General features: G+C 56.3%; 12 protein-coding genes. 7 read left to right on the plus strand and 5 right to left on the minus strand.

What is annotated here, in order from left to right; genetic code table 11:
* The first annotated feature begins 60 nt into the window (after window positions 1–60).
* Together RGB73_RS21555 and rpsD are read left to right on the plus strand one after the other, a co-directional pair.
* Window positions 61–2,358, plus strand: coding sequence for a YcdB/YcdC domain-containing protein (locus RGB73_RS21555; RefSeq protein WP_310764757.1), 2,298 nt, complete (start codon window positions 61–63; stop codon window positions 2,356–2,358).
* A 293-nt stretch (window positions 2,359–2,651) separates the two neighbouring features.
* Window positions 2,652–3,251 (plus strand): 30S ribosomal protein S4, encoded by a 600-nt coding sequence (gene rpsD / locus RGB73_RS21560; protein ID WP_310764758.1) that lies wholly within the window; start codon window positions 2,652–2,654, stop codon window positions 3,249–3,251.
* Window positions 3,252–3,314: 63 nt separating this feature from the next.
* On the opposite strand, the gene RGB73_RS21565 is transcribed toward rpsD, so the two are convergent.
* Window positions 3,315–3,794 (minus strand): DinB family protein, encoded by a 480-nt coding sequence (locus tag RGB73_RS21565; protein ID WP_310764759.1) that lies wholly within the window; start codon window positions 3,792–3,794, stop codon window positions 3,315–3,317.
* A 269-nt stretch (window positions 3,795–4,063) separates the two neighbouring features.
* Here RGB73_RS21565 and RGB73_RS21570 point away from each other — a divergent pair, with 269 nt between their 5' ends.
* The 5 genes from RGB73_RS21570 (at window position 4,064) to RGB73_RS21590 (ending at window position 11,178) form a co-directional block, all read left to right on the plus strand.
* Window positions 4,064–5,197 (plus strand): NADH-dependent flavin oxidoreductase, encoded by a 1,134-nt coding sequence (locus RGB73_RS21570; RefSeq protein WP_310764760.1) that lies wholly within the window; start codon window positions 4,064–4,066, stop codon window positions 5,195–5,197.
* Window positions 5,198–5,421: 224 nt separating this feature from the next.
* A complete protein-coding gene (locus tag RGB73_RS21575; protein ID WP_310764761.1) occupies window positions 5,422–8,565 on the plus strand; it encodes a PBP1A family penicillin-binding protein in 3,144 nt (1,047 codons plus the stop codon).
* 72 nt (window positions 8,566–8,637) lie between these two features.
* Complete coding sequence (locus tag RGB73_RS21580) at window positions 8,638–9,270, plus strand: N-acetyltransferase (RefSeq protein ID WP_310764762.1); 633 nt, start codon at window positions 8,638–8,640, stop codon at window positions 9,268–9,270.
* An 88-nt stretch (window positions 9,271–9,358) separates the two neighbouring features.
* Window positions 9,359–10,003 carry a CBS and ACT domain-containing protein gene (locus RGB73_RS21585; RefSeq protein WP_310764763.1) on the plus strand — a complete coding sequence of 215 codons (645 nt, stop codon included), beginning with the start codon at window positions 9,359–9,361 and terminating at the stop codon, window positions 10,001–10,003.
* Window positions 10,000–11,178 (plus strand): acetoin utilization protein AcuC, encoded by a 1,179-nt coding sequence (locus RGB73_RS21590; protein ID WP_310764764.1) that lies wholly within the window; start codon window positions 10,000–10,002, stop codon window positions 11,176–11,178. Before RGB73_RS21585 ends, RGB73_RS21590 begins: the two co-directional genes overlap by 4 nt.
* 130 nt (window positions 11,179–11,308) lie before the next feature.
* On the opposite strand, the gene RGB73_RS21595 is transcribed toward RGB73_RS21590, so the two are convergent.
* The 4 genes from RGB73_RS21595 to RGB73_RS21610 all read right to left on the minus strand — a co-directional run bounded on the left by RGB73_RS21595 (window position 11,309) and on the right by RGB73_RS21610 (window position 14,946).
* A complete protein-coding gene (locus RGB73_RS21595; RefSeq protein ID WP_310764765.1) occupies window positions 11,309–12,247 on the minus strand; it encodes a 5'-methylthioadenosine/adenosylhomocysteine nucleosidase in 939 nt (312 codons plus the stop codon).
* Between the two features lie 38 nt (window positions 12,248–12,285).
* Window positions 12,286–13,296 (minus strand): catabolite control protein A, encoded by a 1,011-nt coding sequence (gene ccpA / locus RGB73_RS21600; protein WP_310764766.1) that lies wholly within the window; start codon window positions 13,294–13,296, stop codon window positions 12,286–12,288.
* 116 nt (window positions 13,297–13,412) lie between these two features.
* The gene (locus RGB73_RS21605) at window positions 13,413–13,721 is read right to left on the minus strand and encodes a metal-sensitive transcriptional regulator (protein ID WP_310764767.1); all 309 of its coding nucleotides are present in this window, start codon (window positions 13,719–13,721) and stop codon (window positions 13,413–13,415) included.
* A gap of 127 nt (window positions 13,722–13,848) precedes the next feature.
* A complete protein-coding gene (locus RGB73_RS21610; RefSeq protein ID WP_310764768.1) occupies window positions 13,849–14,946 on the minus strand; it encodes a bifunctional 3-deoxy-7-phosphoheptulonate synthase/chorismate mutase in 1,098 nt (365 codons plus the stop codon).
* Between the last annotated feature and the right edge of the window lie 43 nt (window positions 14,947–14,989).

Here is a 14,989-nt window from a genome sequence, read left to right on the forward strand (position 1 = left end):
ACCTCTCTTCGGCTCGTCAGAGTGTTAGGTAAGCATTTTGACACCGTTGGAGGGATTCTCATGAAGCCATGGCTCGTACGCTCGAGCTCATTTCTGTTGACGGCCAGCCTGGTGCTGCCAGCCGTCTCGGCGCACGCCCAAACGCCAGTCGCTGCCGTTGACCTCGCGGCTGCCGACAGCGTCAAGGTCGGAGGCGCCGCGCTTGCTGCCGCCAGCAAAGCCAAGCTGTCCAAGGAGGATGCGGTGAACCTCGCCAAAAAGATCGTGCCCACGCAAGGGCTGGAGCTGACCCAAGTCTCGTTTCGTTCCGCCGATTATTGGCGGCCGTTTCCCGAGTGGACTTTCAACTGGGTAAAGAAAGCAGCAAAAAGCAATGATGTCGAGCTTTCTTACAGCATCGGCATCCACGCGGACACCGGAGAGGTCACTTCCTATTCCCGCTTCGACCGCGGCGCTTCCAACCTGCCGTATGCCAAACGCGTTTCGTACGAGGATGCGCGCAAGCAGGCGGAAAACTTCCTGGCCAAGTACAATCCCGGCAAAGCCGCCGAGACCCGCCTGTATTTGCGCGACATGCCCGCTCCCAAAACGCCACTGAACTCCGAAACTGCCTATTCGTTCCGGTTCGTTCGGGTCGTAGACGGGGTTCTCTTTCCCGAAAACAGCGCAGACATTACGGTGGACGGCGCGGGAATCGTGACAGGCTACTCGCTTATGTGGAACGACGTCACGTTTGAAAAACCGTCCAAGATCATCTCCCAGGAGGAAGCGGAGGAACGGATGACCGCCGAAGCGACTGCTCCCCTCTCTTATTTGCTGCCGTGGGAAAAAACCGGGGAGGAACGCAACAAGCCCGTCCTGGCCTATCAAAATCCGTTTATCTTTTACATCGATGCCAAGGACGGAACTGCCTTGACGTCACCGTATCTGGTTCCCCGCAGCCAGGTAAAAGCTCCGACACCGGTGAGCGAGAAAAAGCTGCCGGCACGACACAGCGGCGCTCCTCTCTCGCAGGACGAAGCGGTCAAGTGGGCCTCGCAAACGTTTGACCTCGGCAAATACGAGCTGCGTTCGGCCAATTACAGCGAAACCGATTATCGTGGCAACCGTCCCGTCTGGAATCTGGAATACGGAGGAACGGACAAGGGCGACGGCGGTTATCTGTACGTATCCATTGATGCCAAAACGGGCGACATCCTCGCCTACAACAAAGACGTCCGCCCTCTCGCGACAGAAAAGGCCACTGCCAAGAAGGCGGATCCTGACAGTCTGAAGGAAAAGGCGCTGGAAACTATCCGCAAATGGTCCCCTACCATCGCCAATCAGCTGTACTGGATCGACCGCTCCCTGGATGAAGCAAGCCGGGGTGACTCGGATCGCTACAGCGTGACATTCCAGCGCTATCTGGACGGGATCGCTGCCGCAACCGGCTCCGCATCGCTGACGTATGACGCCAAGAGCGGAGAACTCCTCTCGTACTACGCCGAGTTCGGCAGCGAGACGTACCCGGCGAAGCCAGGCAAAATTTTGTCGGCTGAGGATGCGATTTCCGCCTGGAAGGATGAGACCGAAGTAGAAGCTGTCTACGTGCTGACGCCACAGAGCGAGCAAGACCGCAAAAAAATGGAGGCGACTCCGTCTTATTTGCCGAAGCGTACGGCCAAACTGGTGTACCGTACCATATCCACTCCCTTTGAGCAGTCTTACTACCTCGATGCCGTGACCGGTGAATGGCGCTCACAGGCTTCCGGAAAAGTCGTCAACCTTCACCGGGCCGAGCCTGCCGATCTGAAGGGGCATCCGGCCGAAAAAGAGCTTTCGCTCATGTACGAGTATGACGCTCTCTCCCTGATCGACGGCAAGATTCTGCCGGATCGGCAAATCACGCGCGGCGAGATGGTCGAGATGCTGATGATCAGCCTCAACAATGGACGCTACTATCCGGTCTACGGTGCCGAGCGCAAGGCGACATACAGCGACGTGGCCAACGGCTCCCGCTTCTTCTCTGCGGTCGAAGCCGCCGTAGACCGCGGCCTGCTTGACAAAAACGCTTCCAAGCTCAATCCCGATGAGCCAATCAATCGGGAAGAGCTGGCTGACATGATCGTCCGCGCCCTGGGTTACAGCAATCTGGCGAACTATTCTGGCATGTTCCAGTCCAACCTGACAGACATTTCCGGATCGAAGCATCGCGGGGCGATCGTCATCGCCACTACCTTGGGCATCATCCCGACCGACAAGACGGCTTTTCATCCGCAAGCCGCCGTATCCCGTGCCGATGCCGCCATCGCCTTCACCCGCTTCCTGGAAAAGCGGGGGGATCAGAATTCCCAGCCAGTCGCCTACACGGCCGAGTAATGAACACGAAAGGCGCCGTCCCCGCTGCTTTTGCGCGGCCGGCGCCCTTTCTTTTCCCTTGACTATCCGCTGCCTATCCTTGTATTATTGAATGTATGTGTACAGGGTAGCATTGATTGCAGGTAAAAACGGAAGGATCAACCCTCTTAGTTGCTTCCCTTACAGGCAGCGGCTGAACTACCTGTGAGGAGCACGATGCGGAAACGCTACCGTCCGAAGTTCGTGTAGATAAAGAAGAAACTAACCTGCCGGAAGTAAACACCTGCGAATCCAAATTAAAGGAGAATGAAAACATGTCACGTTACACAGGACCTCGTCACAAACTGGCCCGTCGTCTGGGTATCTCCCTCGATGGTACAGGAAAAGACATCAAGCGCAACTTCCCTCCAGGTCAACACGGTCACAACAACCGTCGTAAACTGAGCGAGTACGGAATTCAGTTGCAAGAAAAACAAAAACTGCGCCACATGTTTGGCCTTAACGAAAAACAATTCCGCCGCACTTTCGATAACGCAAGCAAAATGGCTGGCGTAGTGGGCGAAAACTTCATGAAATTGCTGGAATCCCGCCTGGATAACGTGGTATACCGCATGGGCTTCGCTCCTACCCGCCCAGCTGCTCGCCAGTTGGTAAACCATGGTCACTTCCTGGTAAACGGCAAGAAAGTGAACATCCCATCTTATCGCGTACAACCAGGCGATGTGATCTCCATCCGCGAGAAATCCCGCGGTCTGGAAATCATCAAAAACTCCCTGGAAAGCCGCAACTTCCTGCCAAACTACATCACTTTCAACGATGCTGCTGCTGAAGGTACCTTCACTCGTCTGCCTGACCGTGAAGAAATGCCAGCTGAAATCAACGAAGTTCTCATCGTTGAGTTCTACAGCCGTTAATCGCTTGAAGAGCAAAAAAAGAGTAGCGCCGCCAGCCGGCCTACTCTTTTTTTCTTTCTCACCCTACTGCTGCGCCTGCTTCTCCCGATAGGCTGCAAGTACTCTGTCAATCTGCGCCAAATGGCCGCGAACATGGTTTACATACCGCTCCAACAGCTGTGCGAGTGTCAAAGGCCCCGCCTCTTCATGAATGCCGCAGCGCTGCCAGTCCGCTTCCTCGGCCCGCAAAAGTGCCGGGAGCATCGTCTGGCGCAAAAGTCCGAACAGTTCCAGAGATCGCGCCGCATCCTCCAGTGAATACTGCAAGGCATCAGCCCAGGCATCCTGATTGTACGCGGTCAACGTCGGGTTTTCTTCTGCAAGGACCCTTTTCATCCGGTGAACGCCAACGATCTCCGCATCCGCCAGATGAATGATGATCTCATGGATGCTCCACTTGTCCGGAGCAGGCTTGAACTGCAGCTCCTCCTTTGTCAAACCGCCAATCGCATTCTTCACCTGGTCATATCCGCTTCCATACTCTGCAACGAGCTGTTGGACCATACGCTAAATCACTCCTTCACCCTATCTGCTTGTTTCCTTTGCCTTCCATTTTACACGCCCTGAGAAAAAATGAGGAGCCGCTGCTCAGTGGTTTGTCCGCATTTTTTGGTGGTAAGTATCCATTTTTATAATAGGAAGACATCGGCGCCCACGTGGCTTTATCCTGAACGCGTCCCCTGCATGCGAGCCCCGGGAGCAATTGGGGCAAGATGTAGAGGGGCAGCTCGCATACTGATCCGCAATTTCAAACAGAAGAAAAGAGGGAGACCATGAATCCAAAATACCAGCCTTTCTTTGAGACCTTCCGCTTTCGCAGCGGAGTACAGGTGAACAACCGGATCGTCATGGCACCGATGACCACCTATTCGGCCGACCCGGACGATACCGTTTCCAAAGCGGAAGTGGCCTACTACGTCCGCCGCTCCAAAGGTGTCGGCATGGTCATCACCGCCTGCACATACGTAACCGCAAATGGCAAAGGATTTCACGGGGAGTTTGCCGGAGATCGCGACGAAATGATCCCGAGCCTGCGTGAGCTTGCCTCGGCGATCAAGGGCCAGGGGGCAAAAGCCATCCTGCAAATTTTCCACGGCGGGCGCATGTGTCCACCGGAGCTCGTTCCCCAAGGCGATGTGGTCAGCGCCAGCAGCGTCGCCGCGGAACAGCAAGGAGCGAAAGTCCCTCGCGCACTGACTGAGGAGGAAATTCAGGAGATCATCACGTCGTTCGGGGAAACGACCCGCCGCGCGATTGAAGCCGGCTATGACGGCGTCGAGATTCACGGTGCCAATGGCTACCTGGTGCAGCAATTCTTCTCCCCCCACTCCAATCGCCGCGAGGATCGCTGGGGAGGAAGCCTGGAAAATCGCCTGCGCTTCCCGCTTGCTGTCGTGGACGAAGTGAAACGAGTCGTATCCCAGCATGCGAAGGAGCCGTTTCTGGTCGGATACCGCTTCTCGCCTGAGGAGCCGGAGACCCCCGGGATCACGATGGCGGATACCTTGGTGCTGACCGATGCCCTGGCAAGCAAAGAGCTGGACTACTTGCACGTGTCCCTGATGGATTTCTGGTCCACTCCTCGCCGTGGAGCAGACGGTTCCGACGCGACTCGGATTGAGCTGATCCAAAAGCAGGTCGCGGGACGCGTACCTCTGATTGGAGTCGGTTCCATCCATACACCGGACGAGGCGTTGAAAGCCCTGGAATCCGGCGTGCCGTTCGTCGCGCTTGGCCGCGAGCTGATCATCGAGCCGGATTGGGTGGAAAAAGTCCGGCAAGGCCGTGAAGCCGAGATCCGGGTCGAGCTCTCCCGCCACGATCAGGCTCGCTTGGAGATCCCTGACCCACTCTGGCAAGCCGTCGTCAATACGCCAGGCTGGTTCCCGATCGCAGAAAAGGGATAATCGGAAGACCAGAACGGATCATCGGGAGTCTGTGCAGCATTTATCTGCTCGCAGGCTCCTTTTTCCTATTCCGCCTGCCCTACAACCGCCCGCCATTTTCCCCTCTCTTTCCCCACCATTTTCTGCGCCATTCGACAGACGTCCCCCCTTGCCAACTTCCGCACTTCTATCCTCCAGGTTCCTCGTATGGTATAATCAGGGTGTATGCTAGGGGGTCATAAACTATGTCGAATAGCCACACTTCTTCCTCTGAACCGACGAAGAAAAAACGACGAAGAAGCCGCGGCAGGACCATCTGGATCGTCGTTCAGATGCTGTTTTTGCTAGGGTTGATGGGGGGAGCTGTCGCAGGAGGAATTGTGACGGGTTATGTAGCCGCGCTGGTAAAGGACGAGCCTGTACGCAGCAAGGCTGAACTAGAAAAAAAGATTTTTACGAACTATCTGACCGGCTTCGCCTACTACAACGACGGCTCTCTGATCGGGCAGCTCCGAGCGGAAGAGGGAGACAGGCGGCTGGTGAAAAAAGCAGACGTCTCACCGTACTTGATCAACGCAATCATCGCAACCGAGGACAAAAACTTCTACCACCACAATGGGATCGCTCTGCAATCGACCTTGCGCGGAGCCATCCAGGATTTCACCAATCAGCCCGTCGTGACGGGCGGCAGCACCATCACCCAGCAGCTCGTCAAAAATACGATTCTCTCTGCTGAGGTGAGCCACACGCGCAAAGCCAGGGAAATTTTCAGCGCCCTGCGGATCGAGCGCATGTTTTCCAAGGATCAGATTTTGGAAGCCTACATGAACGAAATCTATTTCGGGAAAAATGCGAACGGCTCCAACGTCTACGGGGTGCAGGCCGCAGCAAAGGGCATCTTTGGCAAAGACGTCAAAGAACTCAACCTCAGCGAAAGCTCGTACCTCGCAGGGATGATCCAAAATCCTGGCGCCTACTCACCGTTTGGCGCCGAGAGCTACGCTCGCGGGAAAGAACGCCAGAAGATGGTCCTGGACCGGATGCTGGAGAACGGGTATATCACCCAGGCGCAGTACGATACAGCCAGCAGCGCGGACCTCAAAGCCACGCTGGCCAAGCCGACCCAGCAGGCGTACCGCGAAGTGCCGTTCCTGATGATGGAAATCGAAGAGCGCGCGGCCCGCGAGCTGGTCGATGCGGACCTCAAGGAAAAAGGCCGGGACAAGGAAACGGTCGGCCGAAACGAGTACCGCCAGCTTATCGAAGAAAAGCGGCGGGACATTCTCCGCAACGGCTACAAGATCCACACAACCATTGACAAAAACGTGTACAGCATCATGCAGGCCGTCGCCAACGACCCGAAAAACTTCGGGAAGAACCGATCCTATACGATCCGCCGTTCGAACGGCACGACCGAAAAGATCGAAAACGCCTTGGAAGAAGTCGGCGCGATGCTGATCCACAACAAGACCGGAGCCATCCTCGGGATGATCGGCGGACGCGACTTTAAAGTGGAACAGACGAACCACGCCACAGCACCAAGGCAGCCCGGATCGGCCATGAAGCCGCTCGCAGCCTATGCGCCAGCCTTTGAGCTCGGCATCCTGCAGCCGGCCACACCAATCGACGACTCGCCGGTCTTGCTGGCGGACGGTCAGAACGGCTCTCACTTGCCGATGAACTGGAACAACAAATGGCAGGGGATCATGAGTGCCCGCGAGGCCTTGCGGCAGTCGTGGAACATTCCGGCCATCAAGACGTATCTCAAAGTGGGTATTCCGACTGCGCTCGAATACGTGAAAAAGATGGGGATTACCACCCTCGTGGACGCGGACAACTACGCAGCGACCGGGGTGATCGGCGGGCTTACATACGGCACGACCGTCGAGGAAATGACCAACGCGTACGCCACCTTCGCCAACCACGGCTCGTTTGTGGACGCCTACCTCATCGACCGGATCGAAGACAGTCAGGGCAAGGTCATCTTCAAGCACGAGGCGCAGCCTGTGCAGGTGTACAGCGAGCAAACCGCCTACCTGATCACCGATATGATGCGTACGGTGGTCAATTCGGGGACCGGTACCCATATCCGCAAGTACGTGCCGCGAAAAGTGGACGTCGCGGGCAAGACCGGTACGACCAACAGCAGCAACGACTTGTGGTTCGTCGGCTACACGCCTGAGCTGTCCATGGGCGTCTGGGTCGGCTTCGACGAGCCTTACCCGATGCCGGACGCCGACAAGTACGTACCGATGGTCGTATGGGGCAAGGTCATGAAAGACATCCTGGAGAAGCAGCCGAATTTGTCGTCTCCGAGCGACACGTTCAAAAAGCCGGAAGGAATCGTCAGCGCGACGGTAGACTCCAAATCCGGTCTTTTGCCGAGCGAGCTCTCCAAGGAAGCCGGGCACCTGATCACGGATATCTTCAACCGCCGCTTCGTGCCGACAAAAGTGGACGACTCCCATCAAAAGGCGCGAATCGTCACGTACAACGAAGAAAGGTATCTGGCGAAGGACGGCACGCCGGATGACTTTGTCACCGAAGGCGTCTTCTACCGTTCGCCTGATCCGCTCCCCACCAAGGAACAGATCCAGGCCAAGAACAAGAGAGTCGCGATCCGACCGCCAGACTGGGAACAGCGTCTCCCGGACGCGGAGGATCCTCGCACCGAAGTGCCGGGCGCCCCGCAATCGCCAACCGGGCTGGCTGCGAGCGCCAAAGACAAACAGACCGTGCTCACGTGGCAATCCGCAAAAGAAGCCGACCTGCTCGGCTACCGGATCTATCGGGCAGATACCCAGAACGGCTTTACCCGCATCGCAACCGTCAAAGATCCGTCGGTGCTGACGTTTACCGACACGGGAGCGACGCTGGGAGACGCGGGCTACTACGTGACCGCCGTCGATATTACCGGACAGGAGTCTCCGCCTTCCGCCATTGCGACCGCCAGCGGCACCTCGCACACGTGGGAACTTCCTGATCCGAATCCGGTGACAGACATCCCCGATCTGTCCGGTCTCCCCGGGGAAAACACAGATCCTGCAGGAACGCCGTCTGGGGAAGGCAACGTTGGAAACAACGGAAACAACGGGAACTCCGGCGATGTCTCGACCTCTCCTCCATCCACGCCGAAATCGCTGACGATCAAAACGGCGGGCGGCGGTTGGAAGCTGCAGTGGAAAGCAAACGCTGTATCCGAGCAGGTCATCGCCTACAACATTTACTTCAAACCCGATGCGACGAGCGGCTATCTGCTCCTCGACACGGTTTCCGGCACCAGCTACACACACGCTGCAGATGTGCCAAACGGCAGCTACTACATCACAGCCGTGAACAGTTACGGAGAATCGTCACAATCGAACAGCGTAACGGCAAGCGGCAACTAATACAATGAAAGAAACAGCAGAGATGGTTTCATGGCCATCTCTGTTTTTCTACAAGCACAAGGGAGGAACCCTATGGATCACGTCAAGCGTTATCACGCGCAAAAGATGACCGCGAACGGTAGGGAGCTTTTGATTGAGGGGCCGATCACAGGGAGCGAGCTCGCCTCCTTCCGCTTCGATGAAGGGCTGAAGGCGTTTCGCATTCCCGAGCAGCAGCACAAGGCACTCATCGAAATCGCCGATCTTCCGGAAGGGCGAATCATTGTGGCCCGTGAAGATGATCTGGTGCTCGGCTACGCCACGATCCTGTACCCGGACCCGATGGAGCGCTGGTCGGAAGCCAAGCTTCCGGATCTTCTGGAGCTGGGTGCCATCGAAATCAGCCATCTCATCCGGGCAAGCGGCGTTGCCAAGAAGATATTGGAGGTTGCCTTTGCCGACGATGCACTGGAAGACTTCATCGTCATCACCACCGAATATTATTGGCACTGGGACTTGAAGGGCACCGGGCTCGATGTCTGGCAGTACCGCAAAGTGATGGAAAAAGTCATGGGAAGCGTCGGCATGATTTGGATGGCGACGGACGATCCGGAAATTTGCTCGCATCCTGCCAATTGCCTGATGGCCAAAATTGGCAGCCGCGTTCCCCCCGAGACCATTGAAGCCTTCGACAGCATGCGTTTACAAAATCGCTTCTTCTATTAGGAGGACGCTTTTGCTATTTGACGCTCGCTACGGATATGCGGGCGCTTCGCCTGTGCATTCCGCCAAGTTGAAAAAGGAGGCCTCTCTCATGCGTATTGAGGATATCATGCGAAAAGATGTCGTTACGGTAAGCCCTTCCACTTCCATCGGGGAGGCGCTCCTCTTGCTCCGCGCCAATCGAATCAGGCATCTGCCGGTCCTGCAGGACGACCGTTTGGTAGGGATCGTCTCGGACCGCGACTTGCGGGATGCCCTTCCCTCCCGCCTGCTCACGCACGAGGATGACGACACCATTTTGCACAAACCGGTCATTGCCATCATGCAAAAGCAAGTCGTCACCGCCCATCCGCTCGACTTCATCGAGGATGCGTCCGCCCACATGTACGAGCACAAAGTCGGCTCTCTTCCCGTCGTCGAAGGCGAGAAGCTGGTGGGGATGATCACGGAATCCGACCTGTTTTCCAGCCTCATCGAGCTCTTCGGAGTCAACAAGCCGAGCTCGCACATCGAGGTGGAAGTAGACGACCGGGTGGGAGTGCTCGCCGAGGTCAGCCAAGTATTTCGGGAAGCCCATGTGAACGTGACCAGTGTGGTTGTCTTCCCGGGAAAAAAGCCCGCCAAGAAAAACCTGGTCTTTCGCGTACAGACGATCGACCCTCGCACCGTTCTCCATCTGCTCTCGGAAAGAGGGTTTCACGTCGTCGGCCCGACCGAAGGAGGGATCCCTCAGTGAGCCGCAATTCTCGCCTGATCTACTCACCTGACTATACGAACTACTACTTTCACGACGAACATCCATTCAATCAGCGGCGCCTGCTGCTGGCGCACGATCTGATGAAGGCGTACGGCATTCTCGACGACGCGGACATTTTGCCCCCGCGAGAGGCCACGGACGAAGAACTGGCCATGGTGCACGACCAGCGCTACATCGAATTCGTACGCGAGCAGGGCCACAGCGAAGCGGAGCTCCCACTCGCTGCCAGCTACGGTCTCGGAACCGAGGATGTCCCCTGCTTCGCCCATATGCACGAATCCGCTGCATTGATCGCGGGAGGAACGCTTCGAGCTGTCGAGGCTGTGATGAACGGCGAAGCCGAGCACGCTTTCAACCCGGCAGGTGGGCTGCACCACGCCTTTCGCGGACGAGCTTCGGGCTTTTGCATTTACAACGATTGCTCAGTGGCCATCGCCTACTTACGCAAAAAGTGGAACGCCCGCGTCTTGTACATCGATACGGACGCCCATCACGGAGACGGCGTCCAGTGGGCCTTTTACGACGATCCCAACGTCCTGACGGTCTCGATGCACGAAACGGGAAAATACCTGTTTCCCGGCACGGGGAATCTGACCGAACGAGGCGATGGAAGCGGTTACGGATACTGCGTGAACGTCCCCCTCGACGCCTTTACCGAAGACGACTCGTTCCTTGCCATCTACCAGGAGTTGGTGACGAAGCTGGCACGAGGCTTCAGGCCAGACGTCATTTTGACGCAAAACGGCTGCGATGCCCATGCGTTTGATCCGCTTACCCACCTGTCCTGTTCCATGAACATTTACGGAGCCATCCCGCGATTGGCGCACCAATTGGCACACGAACTGTGCGACGGGCGCTGGATCGCCGTAGGAGGTGGCGGCTACGATATTTGGAGAGTCGTTCCCCGCGCCTGGACCTTGTTGTGGAGTGAAATGACGGATCAGCCCCTGACTGACGGACCGCTTCCCGAATCGTGGAGCGAAAAATGGCAGCCGCACTCCAGCCTCGTCCTGCCCAAGAGGCTGTACGATGAACCGTTCCCCGCCATCCCCCGCCGGGCTGAAATTACGCAAAAGAACCAAGTAACGCTGGAGCGGGCCCTGATGTACGCCCCGATCGGACCGGAGTCGTCTTCGAGCGGCTTGTCAGAATAGCTCGACTGAACGCTTCCGAACATGCAAAAAAGCGCGCAGACCTCGTATCCGTTTGATACGTAGCCTGCACGCTTTTTTTCCATCAAGTTTGTGGTGCAGCTTCTTCGGGGCTCAGCTTATCAGCACCCTCTCAGGAGGAAAGGCTGCTCACCAGCTGTTCGAGCTCCGCCGGCTGGTAGCCCTTCACTGCTTTGTCGCCGACGACCGTCACCGGCACGCCCATGAAGCCGAAGCGCTCCACTTCTTCTTGGTAAGTACGGCTCGTCATGACATCCCGCACCTCAAAAGGGATGCCTTTCGCGGTCAGCCACCCTTTCACCAAATTGCAATCGACGCAGTTTTGGGTGGAATAGACGATGACACCGGCTGCTTCGGTCGTCTGGCTCAGCATGTTGCGAACGATCGCAAAGGATCTTTCGGAGGCGAGCTTGGTGAATTCCACAAAGTTGACATGAGCGGATCCGTCCGCCTTATCCGACATGGAGCGAACGACTACAAACGGCACGTCATTCATCGCGCACACCTGTCCAACGGAAGCTCCCTCCATCTCGGTGCAATGGGCATCGAACTGCTTATGGAGCCACTGCACTTTTTCCCTGCTGGCGACGAACTGGTCGCCGGACAGAATGCGGCCGCTTACGACCTGCACATCCGCTTCCAGTTCCTTTCCCGCCTCGACCGCCTGGCGTATCAGTTCTTCGTCCGCTTTCCATACCCATTGGTCTGTAAACGGAATTTGCCCGGGAGCAAAACCGAGCGGCGATACATCGATGTCGTGCTGGATGCAGTCCGTCGAGACGACGATATCCCCGATGTTCAAATCCGGGTGGACAGCCCCCGCCACTCCCGTAAAAATGACCCGATCCACCTGGAACTGGTCGATCAAAATTTGCGTGGTAACCGCGGCGTTGACCTTTCCTACGCCTGATTTGCAGAGGACGACGGATTTTCCTTCCATCTCCCCTTCGTAATAGGTAATCCCCGCTTTGACGGTCTCTTTCGTCTGACCCATCGCTGCCAAGTAAAGCGCGATTTCCTCATCCATCGCGCCGATGATGCCGATGCGCATACTACCCCTCCTCATGCTGGTCGATCTGTGTCCCGTTCTTACGCTTCTTCGGGCCTGGTGCTCTCTCGGTATTCAATTCGGTGCGGCAGCAGGACGACGTGTTCTTCCACGTGCTCGTTGTTCATGTATTTGGTCAACAGACGCATGGCCACCGCACCGATGTCGTACATCGGCTGTACGACGGACGTCAGGCGCGGGCGCACCATTTCGACCAGTCGGATATTGTCATGGCCGATCACTTCAATGTCTCCAGGCACGTTCAGGCCGGAATCCTGGATGGCGTGGATCGCTCCGATCGCCATCTCGTCATTGGCCGCAAAAATCGCCGTCGGCGGCTCCGGCAGCTGCAGAAACTGTTTCGTAAGCGAAAGGCCGGATTCATAGAAGAGGTTGCCGGTGGCCACAAGCTCGTCCACCAGCCCGATACCTGCGTCGATCAACGCTTTTTTATACCCTTCGAAGCGCATCAGTCCGCTCAGCGGATCGTTCAGCGGTCCGGTAATCATCGCGATCCGCTTGTGCCCGCGCTGGACCAGAGCTTCCGTCGCATCGTAGCCGGACTGGTAATGGTCGATGCTGACGGACGGCAACACATTGTCGGCGTCCCGCGTAGCCGCCAGTACAGTCGGAACCGATGTGCTCGTAAGCGCCTGCAGGTGGTCTTCCTTGATTTCCGCGCCCATGAAGAGCAGCCCGTCCACTTGTTTTTCCAAAAGCGTATTGATCAATTGCAATTCCTTTTCCATCCGTTGATCGGAGTTGCACAAAATAATGTTATACTTGTACATCGTCGCGATGTCCTCAATACCGCGAGCCAACTCAGAAAAAAACAAGCTGGAGATATCCGGAATGATGACACCGACCGTCGTTGTTTTTTTGCTGGCGAGTCCGCGCGCTACAGCGTTTGGCCGATACCCCAGCCGCTCGATGGCAGCCAATACTTTTTTCCGGGTCAAAGGTTTCACATTGGGATTTCCGTTCACTACCCGCGAAACCGTCGCCATCGAAACCCCCGCTTCTCTTGCCACGTCATAGATTGTTACCGGCATCACACACCCTCACTTTCCCCATTTAATGGTTTTCATAATCATTTTCAAAAATGTATGCAACTATGATACGACAAGCCGTACGCGGTTGCAATCGTTTTTGGCTTGTCGTCTTCTTCCTATTTCATCAGTTTGTTCATCGTTTTCAAAAGCTCGTCGATCACGTCGCTATCGCCTTGCTGAATGCGGTCGATGACGCAGCTTTTCATATGGCCTTCCAGAAGTATTTTGCCCACAGAGTTCAATGCTGACTGTACGGCAGCGATCTGGTTCAAGATGTCATCGCAGTACACGTCTTTCTCGACCATTCCCCGAATCCCCCGGATTTGTCCCTCTACACGGTTGAGACGGGATATGAGGTTGGACTTGATTTTGTCCGGTCGCATCGTCGCGCGTTCCGACGAGCAGCATTGGTCGTGTTCATTCATCTGGCACATCCCCCTTCTGCCGTTACCAGCACGTACTCTTAGCTTACTTCGTCGATTCTCTTTCGTCAAATAAGGAAGGAGGCCTCCCCCGCATGCAGGAAAGCCTCCTTTGCCATCGCTTATCGAATTAACCGCGAGCGGTAACCACTTCGCCTTTGTACAAGCCGGAAGCGAGCAGAGCATCCACGAAGCTGTTGAAATCCGGGATGTTCAGCTGCTGCTTCGCGTCGGACAACGCCACGTCCGGATCCGGGTGAACTTCGACCATAATTCCGTCCGAACCGACTGCGATCCCAGCTTTTGCCGTCGGCAGCAGCAGATCGCGGCGTCCGGTCGAGTGAGTGACGTCCACGAATACCGGCAGGTGAGTCTCTTGCTTGAGGAGCGGCACTGCCGAGATGTCGAGGGTGTTGCGGGTCGCTTTCTCGTACGTGCGGATACCGCGCTCACACAGCATGACCTGCGTGTTGCCTTCCGACAAGATGTATTCCGCTGCGTAAATGAACTCCTCGATCGTAGCCGAGAGGCCGCGTTTCAGCAAAATCGGCTTGTTGATGCGTCCGGCCGCTTTCAGCAGCTCGAAGTTCTGCATGTTGCGCGCGCCGATCTGGATGACGTCGATGTAGTTGCTGGCCATTTCCAGGTCAGCCGGCGTCACGATCTCGCTGATTGTCACGAGGTTGTACTCGTCACCGATGCGCTTCAGGATCTGCAAGCCTTCTTCGCCCAGACCCTGGAAGTCGTATGGAGAGGTGCGTGGCTTGTACGCTCCGCCGCGCAGGGTACGCAGACCGCGCTTCACGTGGTTTTCTGCCACTGCTTTTACTTGCTCGTAGCTCTCGACCGAGCAAGGGCCCGCGATCAGAATCGGATTGCCGGCACCGAATTCCACGCCTTTTACGGAAATCACTGTATCTTCCGCCTGCTTTTTGCGGCTGACGAGCAGGACTTTCTTCTTGTCGTCGTTTTGCAGGTCGAGAGATACTTGGAAGATTTGCTTGAACAAATGGCGAACGGTATTGTCATTGAACGGACCTTTGTTGTTTTCTACCAAAAGGTTGAGCATTTGACGCTCGCGCTCCGGATCAAAGCGATTGCTGCCCTGCTTTTCCTTCTCCTTGCCCAGCTCCTGCACCAGCGTCGCACGCTTGTTAATCAACTCGAGAATCTGCAGATTGATTTCGTCGATCTGTTTGCGCATGGTATCGATCACATCGTGTGCCATGTCTCTCCACTCTCCTCTTCACTTTTGTTTCTCATTTCGGGTC

It is taken from the genome of Brevibacillus brevis (assembly GCF_031583145.1).
Taxonomy (GTDB): domain Bacteria; phylum Bacillota; class Bacilli; order Brevibacillales; family Brevibacillaceae; genus Brevibacillus; species Brevibacillus brevis_E.

Bases quoted from the DNA above. Each gene is read 5' to 3' on its own strand.
- RGB73_RS21555 (WP_310764757.1), top strand. From the start codon at position 61: ATGAAGCCATGGCTCGTACGCTCGAGCTCATTTCTGTTGACGGCCAGC.
- rpsD (WP_310764758.1), top strand. From the start codon at position 2,652: ATGTCACGTTACACAGGACCTCGTCACAAACTGGCCCGTCGTCTGGGT.
- RGB73_RS21565 (WP_310764759.1), bottom strand. From the start codon at position 3,794: ATGGTCCAACAGCTCGTTGCAGAGTATGGAAGCGGATATGACCAGGTG.
- RGB73_RS21570 (WP_310764760.1), top strand. From the start codon at position 4,064: ATGAATCCAAAATACCAGCCTTTCTTTGAGACCTTCCGCTTTCGCAGC.
- RGB73_RS21575 (WP_310764761.1), top strand. From the start codon at position 5,422: ATGTCGAATAGCCACACTTCTTCCTCTGAACCGACGAAGAAAAAACGA.
- RGB73_RS21580 (WP_310764762.1), top strand. From the start codon at position 8,638: ATGGATCACGTCAAGCGTTATCACGCGCAAAAGATGACCGCGAACGGT.
- RGB73_RS21585 (WP_310764763.1), top strand. From the start codon at position 9,359: ATGCGTATTGAGGATATCATGCGAAAAGATGTCGTTACGGTAAGCCCT.
- RGB73_RS21595 (WP_310764765.1), bottom strand. From the start codon at position 12,247: ATGCGCATCGGCATCATCGGCGCGATGGATGAGGAAATCGCGCTTTAC.
- ccpA (WP_310764766.1), bottom strand. From the start codon at position 13,296: ATGCCGGTAACAATCTATGACGTGGCAAGAGAAGCGGGGGTTTCGATG.
- RGB73_RS21605 (WP_310764767.1), bottom strand. From the start codon at position 13,721: ATGAATGAACACGACCAATGCTGCTCGTCGGAACGCGCGACGATGCGA.
- RGB73_RS21610 (WP_310764768.1), bottom strand. From the start codon at position 14,946: ATGGCACACGATGTGATCGATACCATGCGCAAACAGATCGACGAAATC.